The organism is Streptomyces sp. NPDC004721 (assembly GCF_053601495.1).
The window spans coordinates 38,032-57,201 of record NZ_JBSGBZ010000032.1; the positions used below are offsets into that span (position 1 = coordinate 38,032).

Sequence of the window (19,170 nt, forward strand, 5' to 3'; positions counted from 1 at the left end):
CCACGCGGCCGGCAGGCCCGCGTCGAGAGTGATACGAACGCCTTTCAGCAGGGCGGCCGAGCGGCAGCCGAACCTCCCGGGCGCAGGCTGCGGTCAGCGACCCCGTCCAGAAGCCGGCGTCGCTGCACGACGTCGGTGGCCAGTTCCACCCCCACGTGTGCCAGGGCCGTCGCCCCGTCGATGACGGCCCGGTCGGCACCTCGGCTCTTGCCGTACCCGGCGAACTCGGCCGTGTGCTGTTTCGCGCCCCCGGTGTCGTATCCGATGGTCGGGTGGATCGTCGGCACCAGGTGGGAGATGTTCCCCATGTCGGTCGAGGCCATCAGTTCACCGTGCCGCGGCACCGGTGTGCGGCCCAGCTCCCTGACCGCCCGCACGTAGGACTCCGTCATGAAAGCGTCCTGTCGCAGATCGGCGAAATCGTGGCCGTGTGGGACGATTTCGAGTTCCGCGCCCGTGGCGAGGGCGCCTGCCTCGAAGCAGGACCCGACCCGGCGCCGGGCGTACGCGAGCTGCTCCGACGTGGGAGCCCGCAGCTCGTAGCGGGCCCGGGCGAGTGCCGGAATCACGTTCACGGCCTGCCCGGCCTCGGAGACGACGCCGTGCACCAGGGTGCCGGGCGGGAGTTGCTGGCGCAGCAGGCCGATCGCCGTGTGCGCGAGCGTCATCGCGTCGAGCGCGTTGACTCCCTCCCAGGGGGCCAGAGCCGCGTGGGAGGGCCTCCCCCGGTAGGTGACGTCCCAGGCGCCGACGGCCAGCGACGAGGCACCGACGGTGTCCTGCGCCGCCGCGTGCACCATCATGGCCGCCGCCACGTCGTCGAACACTCCGGCCTCGAGGAGCAGCACCTTGCCGCCGATGTCTTCCTCCGCCGGCGTGCCGACGAGCTTCACCGTGATGCCGAGCTGATCCGCGACGGCCGCGAGGCCGAGCGCGGCGCCGACCGCGGCGGCCCCGTTCACGTTGTGACCGCAGGCGTGTCCGATGCCCGGCAGCGCGTCGTACTCCGCGCACAGGGCCACGACCAGGTCGCCGGTTCCGTGGGTGGCGACCACCGCGGTGGGCAGGTCGGCGGCACCCTGGGTGACGGTGAAGCCGGCTTCGGCGAGGAGGCCGGCGACCTTGGCGGCCGACTTGTGCTCCCGCAGAGCCGTCTCCGGCTCGTCGTGCAGGCTGTGACTCAGGGCGACGAGGCGTTCCCGCCGGCCGCGGACAGCTTCGGCGGCCCCGGCCAGCGCCTGTTCCCGTACCTCGTGCCGGTGCGCTCCCTGCTGCGCTCGCGTCATGCCGGCTCTCCGCTCTGTGCCAGGGGCTGACCCACTCGCCCGATCCCGGTGGCGGGCACACCACGGAAGGCCAGGCCCAGCACCGCGCCCAGCAGGGCGACACCGGCGCACACCCCCCAGGACCACACGTAGCCCGTGAGCGCGATGTGGCCGCCGGCCAGTTGGTGGCCGGCGAACAGCGCGCCGATCACGGCCGCTCCGATGGCCGCGCCCAGGGAGAGTGCCAGCTCATTGAGGCCGACGGAGAGCGCGGTCTCGGCCTCGGCGACGACCTCCGCCGCCAGGGTGCGCGTGATCGACTCGAACATGCCGGTGGCCAGACCGACGACAAGAGCGCCGACGAGGTACTGGGACAGGGAACCGTGGAAGACGATCATGGAGAGGAAGCCCGCCGCACCGATGACGCCCACCGCGCCGAGCACCGCGCGGTCGCCGACACGCCGTGCCAGTCGCGGGGTCGCCGTGGACCCGAAGCATCCGGCGACGACCATGGCGAGGGAGACGAACGCGATGGCCTGGGATCCCAGGCCCATGCCGTAACCCGTCCCGTCCGGATCGGTCCCGAGGAACACGGCGTTCGCGCCCAGGAACCCGATGGTGCCGAAGGCGGCGCAGAAGGTGTGGGCGCTGACCACCGCCAGGCGCGGATCGCGCAGGAGCCGCACGTTGACCAGAGGATGCGTGGACCGTCGCTCGACCAACACCCAGACCACCAGCAGGAGTACCGCGAGGACGGCGGTGACCAGGGATTCGGACGACATCCAGCCCCAGGTCTCGCCCTGGGCCAGCACGAGGACGAGTGCCACCAGGCCCAGGGTGAGCAGCGTCGCCGCCCGGAAGTTGAAGTCCCCGCCGCGCGGAGCGGTGCTGTCCGGCAGGACCAGGGCGGCGGTCACCGCGAGTGCGCCGAGGGGCACGGCCGTCCACAGGCCGGCGACGGCGTGTCCCTCGCTGAGCGCGCCCGCGACGAGGCCGCCGAGGCCGATCGAGATGAGCAACGCGCCGACCAGGACCGACATTCCGACCCGTCCGTGCTCCGGTGCGCGGGACCGCAGAATTCCCGCGAGCAGCGGAAAGAAGCCGACGACGGCTCCTTGCAGGGCCATGCCGACGGCGAGGGTCACGGTCGTCGGCCACACCGCTATCAGCAGGGAACCGCCGGCCACCATGCCCACACAGACGCGCAGGAGCCTGCGGTGCCCGTGGATGTCTCCCAGTCGCGACAGCAGTGGCGTCATCACCGCGAACGCGACCTGGGACAGAAGGTAGAGGTTGTTCTGACCGACGCTGCCGATGCCGACGTGATGGCCGACTTTCGGCAGGAGCGGGGTCAGATACCCCTGCACCACGCCACTGCACACCACGATCACCGTCATGGTCGCGAGCAGTCCGCGGCCGGAGTCGATGCCTCTGGTCACCGTTGTCTCACCTCTTCTGGTGGCTGGAACCCGACGTGGGCGCTACTGTGCGGGCGCCGGTCGAACCGACCCGGAACTTCGTGGAAATCGTGCGAGGAGGACGTGCCCGATGCTGGAAACGAGCATTCCGAGCGAGCTGGACCTCGCTCTCGTTCATGCACTGCAGTTGCAGCCCCGGGCGTCCTGGTCGGAACTGGCACCCCTGTTGGGGGTGACCGCGAGCACGCTCGCGCGGCGTTGGGAGCGGCTGACCGCGGAGGGGCTCGCCTGGGTGTACGCGGCGCCGGGCCGTGTGTTCTCCCGCACCCTTTGCACCGCGTTCGTACTGCTGCGCTGCCGTCCAGGCGCACGGCAACAGCTCGCCGAACAGGTGTCCGCTTTCGAGGAGGTCGTCACCGTCGAACTCACCGCACCCGGCACCGCGGATCTCCTGCTGGACGTCCTGGTCCCGGACCTGGCCTCGCTGACACACTCCCTCACGGAGCGCCTGGCCGGGCTCCCCGAGGTGACCGCCGTGGAGTGCCTCTTCGCCACCTCGCTCTACACGGAGGGCAGCCGTTGGCGGCTGCACTCCCTCGACACCGCGCAACTGAGCGCCCTCGGCCTTCCCGGTGCCGGTGTCCGCGAGGCGGGTTCCTCCGTCGAACCAGACCGCATCGACCGTGCTCTCCTCGATGCCCTGGTCAGCGACGGACGTCTGGGACTCGCCGCGCTCGCCGAGCGCGCCGGCACCAGCGCCGCGACAGTTCGCCGCAGGGTGCACCGCCTCACCGACTCCGGGGTGATCCTCTTCCGCTGCGACATGGCCCCGCACCTGACGGGACTGCCCGTGTCCGTCACCTTCCGCGGCCAGGCTCCCGCCCGTGACCTGAACACCCTTCACCGAACGCTGGCCACGCTGCCCGAGTGCCGTCTGGTCGCCGCCGTCACCGGTTCCACGAACATCCTCGCCACGTTCTGGCTGCGCGACATCGGCGACATCCAGCGCCGCGAAGCGGCGATGTGCGCCCGGCTTCCCTCCCTCACGGTCGTCGACCGGATCGTCGGACTGCGGACGGTCAAGCGGATGGGGCACCTGCTCGACGGGGACGGACGACGCACGGGAACGAAGCCCATACGGCCCTGGTAGGGCGCGCACCGGTTCCGAGCCCGGAGGGGCCCTGGTGGCCGATTCAGTACACCGGGAGCGTGCGCGGGCCGAGGTCGTCGCGGGCGGGCGGGGGTGCCAGGCGCACGGTGGCGTCGAGGACGCTCAGCCCGCGCGGGGCGACGACGACCGGCTCCAGGGTGACGGCGACGACCTCCGGGTGGTCGTGGACCAGCCGTGACACGCGCAGCAGCAGCTCCTGCAACGCGGGGGCGTCGACCGGGGCCGAGCCGCGCCAGCCGAAGAGCAGGGGTGCCGTGCGGATGGAGCGGATCAGGGAGGTGGCCTCGCGGTCGGTGACCGGGATCAGCCGGTGCGCCATGTCGCCGAGCAGCTGGGAGGCGACCCCGGCGAGCCCGAAGGAGAGCACCGCGCCGGCCGCCGGGTCGATGACCGCGCGCACGACGGTGTCGACCCCTCGGGGTGCCATCGCCTGCACCACCGGCCGCAGCTCCTCGGGCTTGCCGAAAAGGTCGGTCAACTCGGCGTAGGCCCGGCGGAGTTGATCCTCGTCGGTGAGGTCGAGGCGTACGCCGCCGAGGTCGGCGCGGTGCCGCAGGTGCGGGGCGGTGGCCTTCAGGGCGACGGGGTAGCCAAGGGCGCGGGCGGCCTCCGCGGCGGCGTCGGGGGTGGGCGCGGGCAGGGCCCGGCGCACGTGGATGCCGTACCGGCCCAGCAGCTCGCAGGTCTCCTCCGTACCGAGCGTGAGGCCCTGCCCGCGCTCGAGCAGTCCGCCGATGAAGGCGGCGGCACCCTTCTCGTCGATGTCCTCGTACTCCGGCACCTTCCCCGGCTCCACGGCCTCCCGTCGCCACTGGCCGTACCGGACCGCCTCGGCAAGGGCCCGCACCGCACGCTCGGCAGCGGGATAGGCGGTGATCAGCCGCGGCCCGGTGGGGGCCGGCCCGAGCCCGGCACCGCCCGCTGTCACACCCGCCGGACCTGCGTCCCCGGCCGCGGCCCTGTCGGGCACGGCAGGGGACGGCCACCGGGAGCCGGGGCGGAGCTGCGAGCCCGTGGCGGAAGCCTGGCCCGGACCTCGCCGAGGTCCTGACGTGCATGCCTTTGGACCTGTGCCGGTCTCGGGATTCGGGGCTGCCAGGGATGCCCGGCCCTCCTGGTGCCCCGGACCCGCCGCGGATGCCGAGGCAGGCCGGGGCGTCGTGGGAGGCGGCAGGAGGGGGGTCGCTCCCGGGTGGGGGCCCGGGCCGGGTGGCGGGGCCGTGCTGGTGGCGGCGGAGAGGGCTTCCGCCAGGCCGCCGAACTCGACGTGCACGACCAGGACCGGCTTGCCGGGGACCTCCTGCGCGGCCGAGCGCAGCGCCTCGGCCAGGGCCGAGTCCTCGGCGGCCCCCTCCCCCAGCGCCGGTATCAGGGTGACGACCACCGCGTCGGCGGTCTCGTCGGCGAGCGCCCGGGACAGCGCGACCCGGAAGTCCTCCGCCGACGCCGCCGTCGTCAGGTCCCGCGGCGGCTGGGGGCGCAGCCCCTCCGCGAGGCAGCGGTCGTAGGTCAGCACTCCCAGCGACTCGGAGTTGCCGAGGATCGCCACCCGCGGGCCCGGCGGCAGCGGCTGCCGGGCGAGCAGCAGGCCGGTGTCGACCAGTTCGGTGATGGTGTCCACCCGGATCACGCCGGCCTGCCGCAGCAGCGCGGACACCGTCGCGTGCGGCAGCCGCGTCGCCCGCACCGCGTGCCCCTGCGGGGCGGAGCCCGCGCCCTGCACCACGACCAGCGGCTTCACCGCCGCCGTACGCCGGGCCAGGCGGGTGAACTTGCGCGGGTTGCCGATGGACTCCAGGTACATCAGGGCGACGTCGGTGTCGGGGTCGTCGTACCAGAACTGCATGACGTCGTTGCCGGAGACGTCCGCCCTGTTGCCGGCCGACACGAAGGTCGACACGCCCGTGACCCCGGTGACCCCGCCGCCGCGCCGGTGCAGCCGGGACAGCAGCGCGATCCCGATGGCCCCGGACTGGGCGAACAGCCCGATACGGCCGGGCCGGGGCAGCTCGGGGGCGAGGGAGGCGTTCAGCCGGACGTCCGGCGAGGTGTTGATGATCCCGAAGGTGTTGGGCCCGATGATCCGCATGCCGTACGTGCGCGCCTGCCGCACGAGGGCGCGCTGCCGCTCGCGTCCCTCGGGGCCGCTCTCCGCGTAGCCCGCGGAGATCACGACGAGCCCCTGCACCCCGTGCTCGCCGCACTCGGTGACGGCGTCCGGGACGCGCTCGGCCGGCACGGCGACGACGGCGAGGTCCACGGGCCCGTCGATGTCCCGCACCGAGCGGTGGGCGGGCACCCCGTCGATCTCCCGGCAGTCCTCGCCGAAGGCCCGGTTCACGGCGTGGAGCCGGCCCGTGAACCCGGCGTCGTGGATGTTGTCGAGGATGCTGCGGCCCACGCCGCCGCGCGTGCGGCCCACGCCGATGACGGCGACCGAGCCGGGCACCAGGAGCCGCCGTACCGACCGCCCCTCGGCCCGCTGCTCCCGTGCGCGCTGCACGGCCAGCGAGCGGTCGGTCGGCTCGATGTCGAACTCCAGGTGTACGACGCCGTCCTCGAAGCTGCGCTTCTGGACGTACCCGGCGTCCGTGAACACCTTGATCATCTTGGTGTTGGCCGGAAGCACCTCGGCGGTGAAGCGCCGGATGCCGCGCTCGCGGGCGACGGCCGCGATGTGCTCCAGGAGCGCGGAGGCGACCCCGCGTCCCTGGTGGGCGTCCTGCACCAGGAAGGCGACCTCGGCCTCGTCGGAGGGCGCCGAGGCGGGCATGCCGTCCGCGCCGATGCGGTCGTAGCGTACGGTGGCGATGAACTCGCCGCCGACCGTGGCCGCGAGTCCCACCCGGTCCACGAAGTCGTGGTGCGTGAAGCGGTGGACGTCCTTCGCGGACAGGCGCGGGTAGGGCGCGAAGAAGCGGTAATACTTGGACTCGTCCGACACCTGTTCGTAGAAGCTGACCAGACGGCCGGCGTCATCGGCGGTGATGGGGCGGATCCGTGCGGTGCCGCCGTCGCGCAGCACCACGTCGGCCTCCCAGTGGGCGGGGTACTCGTGCCGGTCCGGCGAGGTCTGCATGGGCCCCAGCGTACGGCTCGCGTCCGACAGCGGCGCGAGGCAGTCTGTGGAGGACACACGTCGGACCGAGGCCGCGGTCCGACGCCACTCGGGGCGGCGCGCACCCCCGCTCCGGGCTCGCTTCACGTGTGGAAAACTGGTCTAGACAACCCTGATCACCCGAAGGGCAGCAACACATGGCTGAGCGCCGCGTCAACGTCGGCTGGGCCGAGGGCCTCCACGCCCGCCCCGCCTCCATCTTCGTCCGGGCCGCCACGGCCTCAGGCATCCCCGTGACGATCGCCAAGGCCGACGGGACGCCCGTCAACGCGGCCTCCATGCTGGCCGTGCTCGGCCTCGGCGCCGAGGGCGGCGAGGAGGTCGTCCTGGCCTCCGACGCCGACGGCGCGGACGCCGCGCTGGACCGGCTGGCCAAGCTGGTCGCCGAGGGGCTCGGGGAGCTTCCCGAGACCGTCTGACCGGCAGGACCGCTCCTGCGCCGAAGCCGTGCCGCCCGGACGGGGTGGCACGGCTTCGGCGTGCCCGGCGTGCCCCCGGAACACCGGAACACCGGAACACCGGAAGGGAACACGGCGGGGAACACCGGAAGCCCCGGCTCGGGAGCCGGGGCTTCGGGAGTGTCGCGTGACGCGCCGGGCGGTGTGCCGGCGCGGGAGGTCAGATGTTGAGGCCGTGCCGGCGGAGGTAGGCCACGGGGTCGACGTCGGAGCCGTAGTCCGGGGACGTACGAGCCTCGAAGTGCAGGTGCGGTCCGGTCACGTTGCCGGTCGCGCCGGACAGGCCGATCTGCTGGCCCGGGACGACCTGCTGGCCCACCGAGACCCCGATGGACGACAGGTGCCCGTACTGGGTGTACATGCCGTCGGCCATCCTGATCACGACCTGGTTGCCGTACGCCCCGCCCCAGCCGGTCTCGACGACGGTGCCGATGCCGACCGCGTGGACGGTGGTGCCGCTCGCGGCGTGGAAGTCGATGCCGGTGTGGGTGCCGGAGGACCACAGGGAGCCGCCGGTGCGGTAGCCGGTCGATATGTAGGAGCCGAGGATCGGCGTCACGAAGGCGTTGAGACGCTTGCGCTCGGCCTCGCGGGCGGCGCGCGCCTTGGCCTCGCGCTCCTTCGCGGCCCGCTCCGCGGCCTTCTTGCGCGCGGCCTCCTCGGCCTGCTTGCGCGCGGCGGCCCTGTGCTGGGCGAGGGCCTGGGCGTCGATCTTCTCGGCGACGCTGTCGCCGATGGTGACGACCGGAGTGAGGCCGGTGTCCTCGGCGGCGGGATCCTCCGCGGCGAGGGCCGGGGCGGCGAGGGTGCCGATGACGCCGGTGGTGGCCAGGGCCGCGACGCCCGCCGCGCGAGCGGTGGTGCGGTGCATCCGGCTCGGCCGGCGGTGCTTCCCGGCGGCGCGGGTGAACGCCATGGAGACGTGGGTCCTTTCCTTCCCTCTCGCCTACCGGGTTAGCTGACGGGTTCGGAGCAGGAAGGTCTCCTACGGCCCCCTCGCGGCGCGCGCGGGTGTCCGATTCACCCCAGGGACGGTGGGTCCCCGGCTCCCCTGGCTCGCGCCGTACGGGGACTCGGCGATGGCTGTCCGGTGCCGCGGACGCGGCGCACTGCCCGACGAACAGACGGACCGACGCTAAACGGGGCCGCTTTCAATTCCCAAACGGATCAGATGTTTTGTAGCGCATACCACAGGGCAGACAGGCAACCTCCCCCTCAATTCGGACATCGTGGGGCCCTGGTGGCGTTTCGCACCAGGGCCCCACGTGCGCGTGTGCCGTTCGCCGCGCGTGCGGCGGCGAGGGGGGTACCTCTACTCGGCCGCGACGACGATGACCCGGCCGACGCCCAGGGCCTCGACGGGCTCCTTGATCTGCGCCGCGTCACCGACGAGGACCGTCACCAGCCGGTCCACCGGGAACGCGTTGACGACGGCCGCGGTCGCCTCCACCGTGCCGGTCGCGGCGAGCTGTTGATAGAGCGTCGCCTGGTAGTCGTCGGGCAGGTGCTGCTCGACCTGGTCGGCGAGCGTGCCCGCCACGGCGGCGGCCGTCTCGTACTTCAGCGGCGCCACGCCGACGAGGTTCTGCACGGCGACGTCCCGCTCGGCGTCGGTGAGGCCCTCGGCGGCGAGCTTGCGCAGCACCGTGAACAGGTCGTCCAGGGCCGGGCCGGTGTTCGGGGTGTCGACCGAGCCGCTGATGGCGAGCATCGCGGCGCCCGACCCGTCGGGGGCCGACCGCAGCACCTGGCCGAACGCCCGCACCCCGTAGGTGTAGCCCTTCTCCTCGCGCAGGACGCGGTCCAGGCGGGAGGTGAGGGTGCCGCCGAGACAGTAGGTGCCGAGCACCTGGGCGGGCCACACGCGGTCGTGCCGGTCCGGGCCGATCCGGCCGATGAGCAGCTGTGTCTGCACGGCGCCGGGCCGGTCCACGATGACCACGCGGCCGGTGTCGTCGGCGGTCACCGGCGGCACGGGCCGCGGCTTGGCGGGCGAGCCGGTCCAGGCGCCCAAGGTCCGGCCCAGCAGCTCGTCGAGGTCGACGCCGGTGAGGTCGCCGACGACCACAGCGGTGGCCGTCGCCGGACGCACGTGCCGGTCGTAGAACGAGCGGACGGCCGCCGAGTCGATCGCGCCGACCGTGTCCTCGGTGCCCTGGCGCGGACGGGACATGCGCGAGCCGGCCGGGAAGAGCTCCTTGGACAGCTCCTTGGCGGCGCGGCGGGCCGGGTTGGCCAGCTCGTGCGGGATCTCGTCGAGCCGGTTGCGCACCAGGCGCTCGACCTCGGATTCGGCGAACGCGGGCGCCCTGAGGGCGTCGGACAGCAGGCCGAGCCCCTTGGCCAGGCGGGAGGCCGGGACCTCCAGGCTCAGCCGTACGCCGGGGTGGTCGGCGTGCGAGTCGAGGGTGGCGCCCGCGCGCTCCAGCTCGGCGGCGAACTCCTCGGCGGAGTGCTTGTCGGTGCCCTCGGAGAAGGCCCGCGCCATGATCGTGGCGACGCCGTCCAGGTCGGCCGGCTCCGCGTCCAGGGGCGCGTCCAGCAGCACCTCGACGGCGACGACCTGCTGGCCGGGGCGGTGACAGCGCAGCACCGTCAGGCCGTTGTCCAGCGTCCCGCGCTCGGGCGCGGGGAACGCCCACGGCTTGGCCGCGCCGGCCCGGGGCTGGGGGTGGAACTCCATCGTGGCGAGCTCGGTCACTTCGCCGCCTCCTCGGTCTCGTCGGTGGCCGCGGCGTCCGCGCCCTGGGCGTCGTCCTGCGCGTCGGCGGCGGTCGGCTCGTAGACGAGCACCGCGCGGTTGTCGGGGCGCAGGCGGGACTTGGCGGCCTCCTGGACCTCCTCGGGCGTCACCTCCAGGACCCGCTTGACGGCGGTCAGGGCGAGCTGCGGGTCCCCGAACAGGACGGCGTAGCGGCACAGTTCGTCGGCGCGGCCGGCGACCGTGCCGAGGCGGTCCAGCCACTCGCGCTCCAGTTGGGCCTGGGCGCGCTCCATCTCCTCGGCCGTGGGGCCCTGTTCGGCGAACCGGGCGAGCTCCTCGTCGATGGCCGACTCGATGACGGGAACCTCGACGTCGCCGGAGGTCTTCACGTCCAGCCAGCCCAAGGAGGGCGCGCCGGCCAGCCGCAGCAGTCCGAAGCCGGCCGCGACGGCCGTACGGTCGCGGCGCACCAGCCGGTTGTAGAGCCGGGAGGACTCGCCGCCGCCGAGGATGGTGAGCGCCAGGTCGGCCGCGTCGCACGCGCGCGTGCCGTCGTGCGGGAGCCGGTAGGCGGCCATCAGGGCGCGGGCCGGGACCTCCTCCTCGACGACCTCGCGCAACTGCTCGCCCATGACCTCCGGCAGGGAGCCGTCGCGGGGCTCGGGCTTGCCGTCGTGGGACGTGATGGAGCCGAAGTACTTCTCGATCCAGGCGAGCGTCTGCTGCGGGTCGATGTCACCGACGACCGACAGAACGGCGTTGTTGGGCGCGTAGTACGTGCGGAAGAACGAGCGCGCGTCCTCCAGGGTGGCCGCGTCCAGGTCCGCCATCGACCCGATCGGCGTGTGGTGGTACGGGTGGCCCTCCGGGTAGGCGAGGGCGGTCAGCCGCTCGAAGGCGGTGCCGTAGGGGACGTTGTCGTAGCGCTGGCGGCGCTCGTTCTTGACGACGTCCCGCTGGTTCTCCATGGACTCGTCGTCCAGCGCCGCGAGCAGGGAGCCCATGCGGTCGGCCTCCAGCCAGAGGGCGAGCTCCAGCTGGTGGGCGGGCATGGTCTCGAAGTAGTTGGTGCGCTCGAAGCTGGTGGTGCCGTTGAGCGAGCCGCCCGCGCCCTGCACCAGCTCGAAGTGGCCGTTGCCCTTGACCTGGGCGGAGCCCTGGAACATCAGGTGCTCGAAAAGGTGAGCCAGGCCGGTACGTCCCTTGACCTCGTGGCGCGAGCCGACGTCGTACCAGAGGCACACCGCCGCGACCGGGGTCAGGTGGTCCTCGGAGAGCACCACGCGCAGGCCGTTGGCCAGGCGGTGCTCGGTCGCTGTCAGGCCGCCGGAGTCTGCCTCGGCTGCGGCCGTGTGACCCATGGGCATGTACGTCCCTTCGATCGCGGTGGCGGTCTGCGAACCGCCCTTTTCCTGCCGGTCCTGCCACTGTATGCAAGCGTGCGGACCCCTGGCGAAGTTCCCACGACCCGTACGCCGAGAGCGAGACAAAGCCACGCGCCACGGCGGCGGGGCGGGAAGGGACGCGAAGGGGCTTCACACGCGCCACAGAAGCACCACCGCCCTCAAGGGCCACGGGATGGAAAAGGCGCGGCAGCCGACGGCGGGAGACGCCCCGGAGGCGGGACGGGATCACGGAACGGCCCTGTGGGGACGGGGCGTGGTCCGCGTTGTCGGTCGCGCGGTCCACAATGGTCCGCGTCAGATCCCGTCACGCTTCAGCAAGGAGCCGGCAGCGATGGCCCGCCGCAGCACGAAGACCCCGCCGCCCGACGACGCGTACGAGGAGAGGATCCTCGACATCGACGTCGTCGACGAGATGCAGGGCTCCTTCCTCGAGTACGCGTACTCGGTCATCTACTCCCGCGCCCTGCCGGACGCCCGGGACGGACTCAAGCCGGTGCACCGCCGCATCGTCTACCAGATGAACGAGATGGGGATTCGCCCCGACCGCGGCTACGTGAAGTGCGCGCGCGTCGTCGGCGAGGTCATGGGCAAGCTGCACCCGCACGGCGACGCGTCGATCTACGACGCCCTGGTGCGTCTGACCCAGCCCTTCTCGATGCGTGTCCCGCTCGTCGACGGCCACGGCAACTTCGGCTCGCTGGGCAACGACGACCCGCCGGCCGCCATGCGGTACACCGAGTGCCGGATGGCCGAGGCCACGGGTCTGATGACGGAGTCCATCGACGAGGACACCGTCGACTTCGCCCCCAACTACGACGGCCAGGAGCAGGAGCCGGTGGCCCTGCCGGCCGCCTTCCCGAACCTGCTGGTGAACGGCTCCTCGGGCATCGCCGTCGGCATGGCCACGAACATGCCCCCGCACAACCTCAACGAGGTCATCGCGGCCGCCCGCCACCTGATCCGCCACCCCAACGCCGACCTGGACGCCCTGATGCGGCACGTCCCGGGCCCGGACCTGCCGACCGGCGGCCGGATCGTCGGCCTGTCCGGGATCAGGGACGCCTACGAGACCGGCCGCGGCACCTTCAAGATCCGCGCGACGGTCTCGGTGGAGACCGTGACGGCGCGCCGCAAGGGGCTGGTCGTCACCGAGCTGCCCTTCTCCGTGGGCCCGGAGAAGGTCATCGCCAAGATCAAGGACCTGGTCGGTTCGAAGAAGGTCCAGGGGATCGCCGACGTCAAGGACCTCACCGACCGCGAGCACGGACTGCGCCTGGTCATCGAGATCAAGAACGGCTTCGTGCCGGAGGCCGTCCTGGAGCAGCTCTACAAGCTGACGCCGATGGAGGAGTCCTTCGGCATCAACAACGTCGCCCTGGTCGACGGCCAGCCGCTCACGCTCGGCCTGAAGGAGCTGCTGGAGGTCTACCTCGACCACCGCTTCGAGGTCGTACGGCGCCGCAGCGAGTACCGCCGGCGCAAGCGGCGCGACCGGCTGCACCTGGTGGAGGGCCTGCTCACCGCGCTGGTGGACATCGACGAGGTCATCCGTCTGATCCGCTCCAGCGAGAACTCCGCGCAGGCCAAGGAGCGCCTGATGCGGCGCTTCTCGCTGAGCGAGGTCCAGACCCAGTACATCCTGGACACCCCGCTGCGCCGTCTGACCAAGTACGACCGCATCGAGCTGGAGGCGGAGAAGGACAAGCTCGTCGCGGAGATCGAGGAGCTGACCCGGATCCTGGAGTCCGACGCGGAGCTGCGCAAGCTGGTCTCGGCCGAACTGGCCGCGGTCGCCAAGAAGTTCGGCACTCCGCGGCGCACGATGCTGCTGGAGGCGAGCGACTCCCCGGCCGCCGTGGTGCCGTTGCAGGTGGCGGACGACCCGTGCCGCGTCCTGCTGTCCTCGACCGGCCTGATGGCCCGCACGGCGAACGGCGACCCGTTCGCGCGCGGGGACGGCAAGCGGCAGAAGCACGACGTGATCGTCTCGGCGGTCCCGGCGACCGCCCGGGGCGAGGTGGGCGTGGTGACGTCGGCGGGCCGCCTGCTCCGCGTGAACGTCGTCGACCTGCCGCAGTTGCCGGAGACGACGTCGGCGCCGAACCTCGCCGGCGGCGCGCCGCTGGCGGAGTTCGTCACCCTGGAGGACGACGAGACCGTGGTCTGCCTGACCACGCTGGACGAGTCGTCGCCGGGCCTGGCGCTCGGCACCGAACAGGGTGTCGTCAAGCGGGTCGTCCCCGACTACCCCTCCAACAAGGAGGAGTTGGAGGTCGTCACGCTCAAGGAGGGTGACCGGATCGTGGGCGCGGTCGAGCTGCGCACCGGTGAGGAGGACCTGGTCTTCATCACGGACGACGCCCAGCTCCTGCGCTACCAGGCCTCCCAGGTCCGCCCGCAGGGCCGCGCGGCCGGCGGTATGGCCGGCATCAAGCTCACCGAGGGCGCCAAGGTCATCTCGTTCACGGCCGTCGATCCGGCCGCTGACGCGATCGTCTTCACCGTGGCCGGCTCGCGCGGCACGCTGGACGACTCCGTGCAGACGACGGGCAAGGTCACGCCGTTCGACCAGTACCCGCGCAAGGGCCGCGCCACCGGCGGCGTGCGCTGCCAGCGGTTCCTGAAGGGCGAGGACTGCCTGGCCTTCGCCTGGGCGGGTCCCACCCCGGTCCTGGCCGCCCAGAAGAACGGCAGCCCGGCCGAACTCCCGGAGGTCGACCCGCGCCGCGACGGCTCGGGCGTGTCGCTGCCGAAGACGGTGGCGGTGGTCGCCGGGCCCGTCTAGGCCGACACTTCCGCGGGGTCCGGTCCCGGGTCCGCCAGGCTCGGGTCCGCCGGGTCCGGAAGGTCCGGGTCCTCGGGGTCGTGCCCCTCGGGGTCCCGTACGTAGCGCAGGACGCCCCACATGCCGTGCTCGTCGGCGTGTGGGGCGTCCTGCTTGCACGCCTCCAGTTCCTTGCCGAGGGCTCCCGCGTCGATGCCGGAACCGATGAGCACGAGCTGGGTGAGGCGGGGCTCGCCGTCCGGCCAGGGCTCGGGGTAGAAGCGCAGGAAGCGCCCGACGGCGTGCACGGCGTAGCGGTTGCGCGCATCGTACGGGCCGAAGCCGACGTATCCCTTGATCCGGTAGAGCCCGTCGGGGCGGCTGTCCAGGAACCGCATCAGCCGACGGGGGGCGAGCGGCACGTCGGAGACGAAGGAGAGGCTGTCGTAGCCGGCGTGCAGATGCCCGGCGTGGTGGTCGTGGGCGTCCTCCGCGTCGGGCATGTGCAGGTCGTCGAAGGAGAGCTGCCCGACCCGCTCCTCGCTCGGCCGGCAGTCGAAGAGGAACTCGGGGTCCACCCTGCCGTACGAGGCCGGGACGACGGCGGCCCCGTCGACCAGGGACCGTACGATTCCGAGCACCTTCTCGCCGTCCGCGGCCCGGTCGGTCTTGTTGACCACGACGAGGTCGGCGAGCGCCAGATGCCGGTCGATCTCGGGATGCCTCGCGCGGGTGTCGCCGAACTCGGCGGCGTCGACGACCTCGACGAGCCCGCCGTAGACGACCCTGGGGTTCTCGCTCGCCAGCACCATGCGGACGAGTTCCTGGGGCTCGGCGAGTCCGCTGGCCTCGATGACGACGACGTCGATACCGGCGGCCGGGCTCGTCAACCGGTCGAGGTACACGTCGAGTTCACTGGCGTCGACCGCGCAGCACAGGCACCCGTTGCCGAGGGAGACGGTGGAGTCCCCGAGGGCTCCCGCGACCGCCATGGCGTCGATCTCGACGGCCCCGAAGTCGTTGACGATCGCGCCGATGCGGCTGCCGCCGCCGCGGTGCAGCAGATGGTTGAGGAGCGTGGTCTTCCCCGAGCCGAGGAATCCGGCGAGCACCACGACCGGGATCTGCGCCGCGCTGCGACTCGGACTCGGGTTCCGGCTCGGCTGACTCACCGTTCGACCTCTCTCACGCCGACGCGTGCACCGGCTCACGGCCCGGCGCACGCACGAGGATGGAATGCCGACCAAGGATACGAGCCGTGCGCATCACGACTGCCGGATCCGCCGTTGCGGCGACTTCCGGAGGAGATCACCCCGGCGGCCTGAAGTGGATCCGGCGCGAGTCAGGTTAGGCTCACCTGTGTGAGTACGTGCTCGACCGCCTCCCGGCAGCTCGACGAGCCGATGGCCGCCACCGCGGCCACGGCGACGACATGGCTGCTGCTTGAACAGCCCGGTCCCTGGGGTGCCAAGGCACTCACTTCGAGCCACCTGGACCCCGCGCTCGGGCGTGCGCTGGAGCGCGCGGCGCGGGGCACCGGCGTCCGGATCGCGCTCATCCGCCGTCCGGGGCGGCACGCCGACCGCCGCACCCAGTCCGTACGGCATGTGTACGCGGCACACACTGTCCCGGGAAACGTATGGCTGCGCAGCGCCATGACCGCCGACCCGGAGCGCCTGCTGGGCATCGACTTCGCCGCCCTGGGCAGGGGTGACCACCACACCTTCGACGCCGCGCTCCAGGGCGGGCCCCACACAGGCGATCCGCTCGCACTGGTGTGCACCAACGGCAAGCGGGACCAGTGCTGCGCCCTGCTCGGCCGCCCCCTCGCGGCCGAACTCGCCGCCTCCGGGGTTCAGGGCGTCTGGGAGGTCACGCACCTGGGCGGTCACCGCTTCTCGCCGACGCTGCTCGTGCTGCCGTTCGGATACGCCTATGGCCGGGCCGAGGCCCACGCCGTCAAGGAGGTCCTGCACGGTGTGGGCGAGGGCCGGGTGGTCCTCGACGGCTGCCGGGGCCGCACGGCCTGGGAACGGCCGGGACAGGCCGCGGAACTGGCGGTGAGGGAGACGGCGGGAGAGTACCGGCCGGACGCGCTGAGCGTCGTGCGCACCGACGACGTGCCCACCGACGGCCCGGCGCCGTGCTGGGAGGTCACCGTCGCCCATGCCGACGGACGCCGCTGGCACGTGACCGTGAGCCAGGAGGCCGCTCTGCCGCCGCACCCGGAGAGCTGCGGTGCGTCGCTGCTGGGCGGGCCGACGCGCATGGAGGTGGTCGCCGTCCGCGAACTGGCGACCGCGCGGCTGACGGCTGACGGCTGACGGCTGAACGGCTGAACGGCTGAACGGCTGAACGGCTGACCGTCCGGGGGCCGGCCACTGAGGCGCACGGCAGGAGATCCGCGCCACACCCCGGGAGCAGCACCCGCGCCCCGACGTACTGTCATGGTCATGAGCGTCTCTCCTCCCGCGCGCCGCCGGCGGCTGGGCCTGCCACGACGCGTCTTCTCGCAGGTGTTGTTGATGCAGCTGGCGATCGCCGCGGGAGTCGCCGTGCTCGCGACCGGCCTGTTCCTCGCGCCGCTGGGCCACCAACTGGACGAGCAGGCGATGCGCCGGGCGCTCGCCATCGCCGAGACCACCGCCGAGAACCAGCAGATCGCACGGGACCTCCAGCACACCGCCCCGAGCGTCGACGGTCCCGTGCAGCGGGAGGCGGAACGGATCCGGAAGGCGACCGGCGCCGAGTACGTCGTGGTGATGGACACGCGGGGCACGCGCTGGTCGCACACGGATCCGGAGGAGGTCGGCCAGCACGTGTCGACGTCTCCCAAGACGGCCCTGGCCGGCCGGAAGGTCATGGAGATCGACACCGGCACGCTGGGGCGCTCGGCACGCGGCAAGGTGCCCCTGTACGACGCGGACCACCGCATCGTGGGGGCGGTGTCGGTCGGCATCGCCTACGACAGCGTGCGGGCCAAGCTGATCGACGCCATCCCTGGTCTGTTCGCCTACGCCGGCGGCGCCCTGGCCGCGGGCGCGCTGGCCGCGTGGCTGATCTCCCGGCGGGTCCAGCGGCAGACGAGGGACCTGGCCTTCTCGGACATCGCGGCGCTGCTCGCCGAGCGCGAGGCCATGCTGCACGGCATCCGGGAAGGGGTCGTGGCCCTGGACCGCGTCGGGCGGATCCGGCTGCTCAACGACGAGGCACAGCGGCTGCTCGGCCTCGGCGACGAGGCGGTCGGCCGGTCGCTCGACGAGGCGCTCGGGGAGGGCCGTACGACCGACGTCCTGGCCGGGCGGGTGACGGGCACGGACCTGCTCACCGTGCGCGGGCAGCGTGTCCTGGTCGCCAACCGGATGCCGACCGACGACGGGGGTGCCGTCGCCACCCTGCGCGACCGCACCGAACTGGAGGAGCTGGGCCGGGAGCTGGACTCGACACGCGGCCTGATCGACGCCCTGCGCGCCCAGGACCACGAGCACGCCAACCGCATGCACACGCTGCTCGGGCTGCTGGAGCTGGAGATGTACGACGACGCCGTGGAGTTCGTCGGAGAGGTGGTCGGCGACCACCGGGCCACCGCCGAGCAGGTCACCGAGAAGATCCAGGACCCGCTGCTCGCCGCCCTGCTGGTCGGTAAGGCGACCGTCGCGGCCGAGCGCGGGGTCGCGCTGTGGCTGTCGGACCTCACGCACCTGCCGGACCGGGTCGTCGACCCAAGGGGGCTGGTGACGATCGTCGGCAACCTGGTCGACAACGCGCTCGACGCCGTCGCGGCGACCCCCCACGCGCGCGTGGAGGTCGAACTGCGCGCGGAGACACGTACCGCCGTGCTCCGGGTGCGCGACACCGGGCCCGGGGTCCCGGCGGGCCGGCGCGACCTGATCTTCACGGAGGGGTGGTCCACCAAGCAGCCGCCGGCGCACGGCAGGCGCGGTATCGGCCTGTCCCTGGTGCGCAGGCTCGCCGAGCGGCAGGGCGGAACCGTCGCGGTGGGCGAGGCGCACGGCGGCGGCGCGGAGTTCACGGTCGTACTGCCCGAGGCGCTCGCCGAGCCGGAGCCGGCGCTGGAACCCGCCCTCGGCCACGTCCTCGGCCCCGCCGCCGGGACCGCCGCCGGGACCGGCGAGGATGAGGGGGAGCGGTGATCGAGGTCCTGATCGTGGACGACGACCTCCGGGTCGCGCAGGTCAACGCCGCCTATGTGGAGAAGGTGCCGGGCTTCCGCGTCGCCGGTGAGGCGCACAGCGCGGCCGAGGCACTGCGCCGGCTCGAGACGCTGCCGCGGCTCGACCTGGTCCTCATGGACCACTACCTGCCCGACGACACGGGACTGTCGGTCGTACGGGAGATGCGCGGTCGCGGCCTGCGGACCGACGTGATCATGGTGACGGCTGCCCGGGACGTGTCGACCGTGCAGGCGGCGATGCGGCACGGTGCGCTGCAGTACCTGATCAAGCCCTTCACCTTCGCCGGGCTGCGGTCCAGGCTGGAGGCGTACGCGGCGCTGCGCCGTGTCCTGGACGGTGGCGGCGAGGCCGAACAGGCCGAGGTCGACCGGCTCTTCGGGGCCCTGTCGGCGGCGCCGGAACCCGGTCTGCCCAAGGGGCACTCCCCCGCCACCACCGAACTCGTCCGCCGGACCCTGATACGGGCCGACGGGCCCCTGTCGGCCCAGGAGGTCGCCGAGCGGACCGGGGTGAGCCGGCAGACCGCCCAGCGCTGCCTGAAGTTCCTGGAGCGCACCGGACGGGCCCGGCTGACGCTGAAGTACGGCGGCGCGGGCCGCCCGGAACACCGTTACGTGTGGGCGGCCCGCGACTGAGGCCACGGCTCGGGGGGAGGGGAAGAGGCCGTGCC

At 72.8% G+C, this 19,170-nt stretch carries 13 protein-coding genes and 1 riboswitch; of the genes, 6 read left to right on the top strand and 7 right to left on the bottom strand.

Annotation, left to right across the window (positions count from 1 at the left end; translation table 11 throughout):
* Nucleotides 1-44: 44 nt before the first annotated feature.
* A complete protein-coding gene (locus tag ACWEK3_RS26790) occupies nucleotides 45-1,286 on the bottom strand; it encodes an amidohydrolase (RefSeq protein ID WP_450542342.1) in 1,242 nt (413 codons plus the stop codon).
* A complete protein-coding gene (locus ACWEK3_RS26795; protein ID WP_453250759.1) occupies nucleotides 1,283-2,704 on the bottom strand; it encodes an MFS transporter in 1,422 nt (473 codons plus the stop codon). Before ACWEK3_RS26795 ends, ACWEK3_RS26790 begins: the two co-directional genes overlap by 4 nt.
* Before the next feature lie 109 nt (nucleotides 2,705-2,813).
* Between ACWEK3_RS26795 and ACWEK3_RS26800 the strand changes: the two genes are divergently transcribed.
* On the top strand, nucleotides 2,814-3,833 hold the full coding sequence (locus ACWEK3_RS26800; protein ID WP_453250760.1) for an Lrp/AsnC family transcriptional regulator: 1,020 nt from the start codon (nucleotides 2,814-2,816) through the stop codon (nucleotides 3,831-3,833).
* Between the two features lie 43 nt (nucleotides 3,834-3,876).
* Here ACWEK3_RS26800 and ACWEK3_RS26805 read toward each other — a convergent pair whose 3' ends face one another.
* Complete coding sequence (locus tag ACWEK3_RS26805) at nucleotides 3,877-6,933, bottom strand: bifunctional acetate--CoA ligase family protein/GNAT family N-acetyltransferase (RefSeq protein ID WP_453250761.1); 3,057 nt, start codon at nucleotides 6,931-6,933, stop codon at nucleotides 3,877-3,879.
* Between the two features lie 176 nt (nucleotides 6,934-7,109).
* Here ACWEK3_RS26805 and ACWEK3_RS26810 point away from each other — a divergent pair, with 176 nt between their 5' ends.
* Nucleotides 7,110-7,391 carry an HPr family phosphocarrier protein gene (locus ACWEK3_RS26810; protein ID WP_361415292.1) on the top strand — a complete coding sequence of 94 codons (282 nt, stop codon included), beginning with the start codon at nucleotides 7,110-7,112 and terminating at the stop codon, nucleotides 7,389-7,391.
* Between the two features lie 199 nt (nucleotides 7,392-7,590).
* On the opposite strand, the gene ACWEK3_RS26815 is transcribed toward ACWEK3_RS26810, so the two are convergent.
* The 3 genes from ACWEK3_RS26815 to ACWEK3_RS26825 all read right to left on the bottom strand — a co-directional run bounded on the left by ACWEK3_RS26815 (nucleotide 7,591) and on the right by ACWEK3_RS26825 (nucleotide 11,501).
* The gene (locus ACWEK3_RS26815) at nucleotides 7,591-8,346 is read right to left on the bottom strand and encodes a M23 family metallopeptidase (protein WP_450542336.1); all 756 of its coding nucleotides are present in this window, start codon (nucleotides 8,344-8,346) and stop codon (nucleotides 7,591-7,593) included.
* Between the two features lie 12 nt (nucleotides 8,347-8,358).
* Nucleotides 8,359-8,519: riboswitch (cyclic di-AMP (ydaO/yuaA leader) on the bottom strand.
* Between the two features lie 223 nt (nucleotides 8,520-8,742).
* On the bottom strand, nucleotides 8,743-10,131 hold the full coding sequence (locus ACWEK3_RS26820; RefSeq protein ID WP_450542334.1) for a M16 family metallopeptidase: 1,389 nt from the start codon (nucleotides 10,129-10,131) through the stop codon (nucleotides 8,743-8,745).
* Nucleotides 10,128-11,501, bottom strand: coding sequence for a M16 family metallopeptidase (locus ACWEK3_RS26825; RefSeq protein WP_450542332.1), 1,374 nt, complete (start codon nucleotides 11,499-11,501; stop codon nucleotides 10,128-10,130). The genes ACWEK3_RS26820 and ACWEK3_RS26825 overlap by 4 nt, the downstream gene beginning before the upstream one ends.
* 370 nt (nucleotides 11,502-11,871) lie before the next feature.
* On the opposite strand from ACWEK3_RS26825, the gene ACWEK3_RS26830 reads away from it, so the two are divergent.
* On the top strand, nucleotides 11,872-14,325 hold the full coding sequence (locus tag ACWEK3_RS26830) for a DNA gyrase/topoisomerase IV subunit A (RefSeq protein ID WP_450542330.1): 2,454 nt from the start codon (nucleotides 11,872-11,874) through the stop codon (nucleotides 14,323-14,325).
* On the opposite strand, the gene ACWEK3_RS26835 is transcribed toward ACWEK3_RS26830, so the two are convergent.
* On the bottom strand, nucleotides 14,322-15,476 hold the full coding sequence (locus tag ACWEK3_RS26835; RefSeq protein ID WP_453250762.1) for a CobW family GTP-binding protein: 1,155 nt from the start codon (nucleotides 15,474-15,476) through the stop codon (nucleotides 14,322-14,324). The genes ACWEK3_RS26830 and ACWEK3_RS26835 overlap by 4 nt on opposite strands.
* 189 nt (nucleotides 15,477-15,665) lie before the next feature.
* Between ACWEK3_RS26835 and ACWEK3_RS26840 the strand changes: the two genes are divergently transcribed.
* The 3 genes from ACWEK3_RS26840 (at nucleotide 15,666) to ACWEK3_RS26850 (ending at nucleotide 19,135) form a co-directional block, all read left to right on the top strand.
* Entirely contained in the window at nucleotides 15,666-16,628 is a 963-nt protein-coding gene (locus ACWEK3_RS26840; RefSeq protein ID WP_453250763.1) for a sucrase ferredoxin, read from the top strand.
* Between the two features lie 129 nt (nucleotides 16,629-16,757).
* Nucleotides 16,758-18,458 carry an ATP-binding protein gene (locus ACWEK3_RS26845; RefSeq protein ID WP_450542324.1) on the top strand — a complete coding sequence of 567 codons (1,701 nt, stop codon included), beginning with the start codon at nucleotides 16,758-16,760 and terminating at the stop codon, nucleotides 18,456-18,458.
* Nucleotides 18,455-19,135, top strand: a complete 681-nt coding sequence (locus tag ACWEK3_RS26850; RefSeq protein WP_453250764.1) for a response regulator — start codon at nucleotides 18,455-18,457, stop codon at nucleotides 19,133-19,135. Before ACWEK3_RS26845 ends, ACWEK3_RS26850 begins: the two co-directional genes overlap by 4 nt.
* Nucleotides 19,136-19,170: the final 35 nt, after the last annotated feature.

Bases quoted from the DNA above. Each gene is read 5' to 3' on its own strand.
- ACWEK3_RS26800 (WP_453250760.1), top strand. From the start codon at position 2,814: ATGCTGGAAACGAGCATTCCGAGCGAGCTGGACCTCGCTCTCGTTCAT.
- ACWEK3_RS26790 (WP_450542342.1), bottom strand. From the start codon at position 1,286: ATGACGCGAGCGCAGCAGGGAGCGCACCGGCACGAGGTACGGGAACAG.
- ACWEK3_RS26845 (WP_450542324.1), top strand. From the start codon at position 16,758: ATGAGCGTCTCTCCTCCCGCGCGCCGCCGGCGGCTGGGCCTGCCACGA.
- ACWEK3_RS26830 (WP_450542330.1), top strand. From the start codon at position 11,872: ATGGCCCGCCGCAGCACGAAGACCCCGCCGCCCGACGACGCGTACGAG.
- ACWEK3_RS26825 (WP_450542332.1), bottom strand. From the start codon at position 11,501: ATGCCCATGGGTCACACGGCCGCAGCCGAGGCAGACTCCGGCGGCCTG.
- ACWEK3_RS26805 (WP_453250761.1), bottom strand. From the start codon at position 6,933: ATGCAGACCTCGCCGGACCGGCACGAGTACCCCGCCCACTGGGAGGCC.
- ACWEK3_RS26815 (WP_450542336.1), bottom strand. From the start codon at position 8,346: ATGGCGTTCACCCGCGCCGCCGGGAAGCACCGCCGGCCGAGCCGGATG.
- ACWEK3_RS26810 (WP_361415292.1), top strand. From the start codon at position 7,110: ATGGCTGAGCGCCGCGTCAACGTCGGCTGGGCCGAGGGCCTCCACGCC.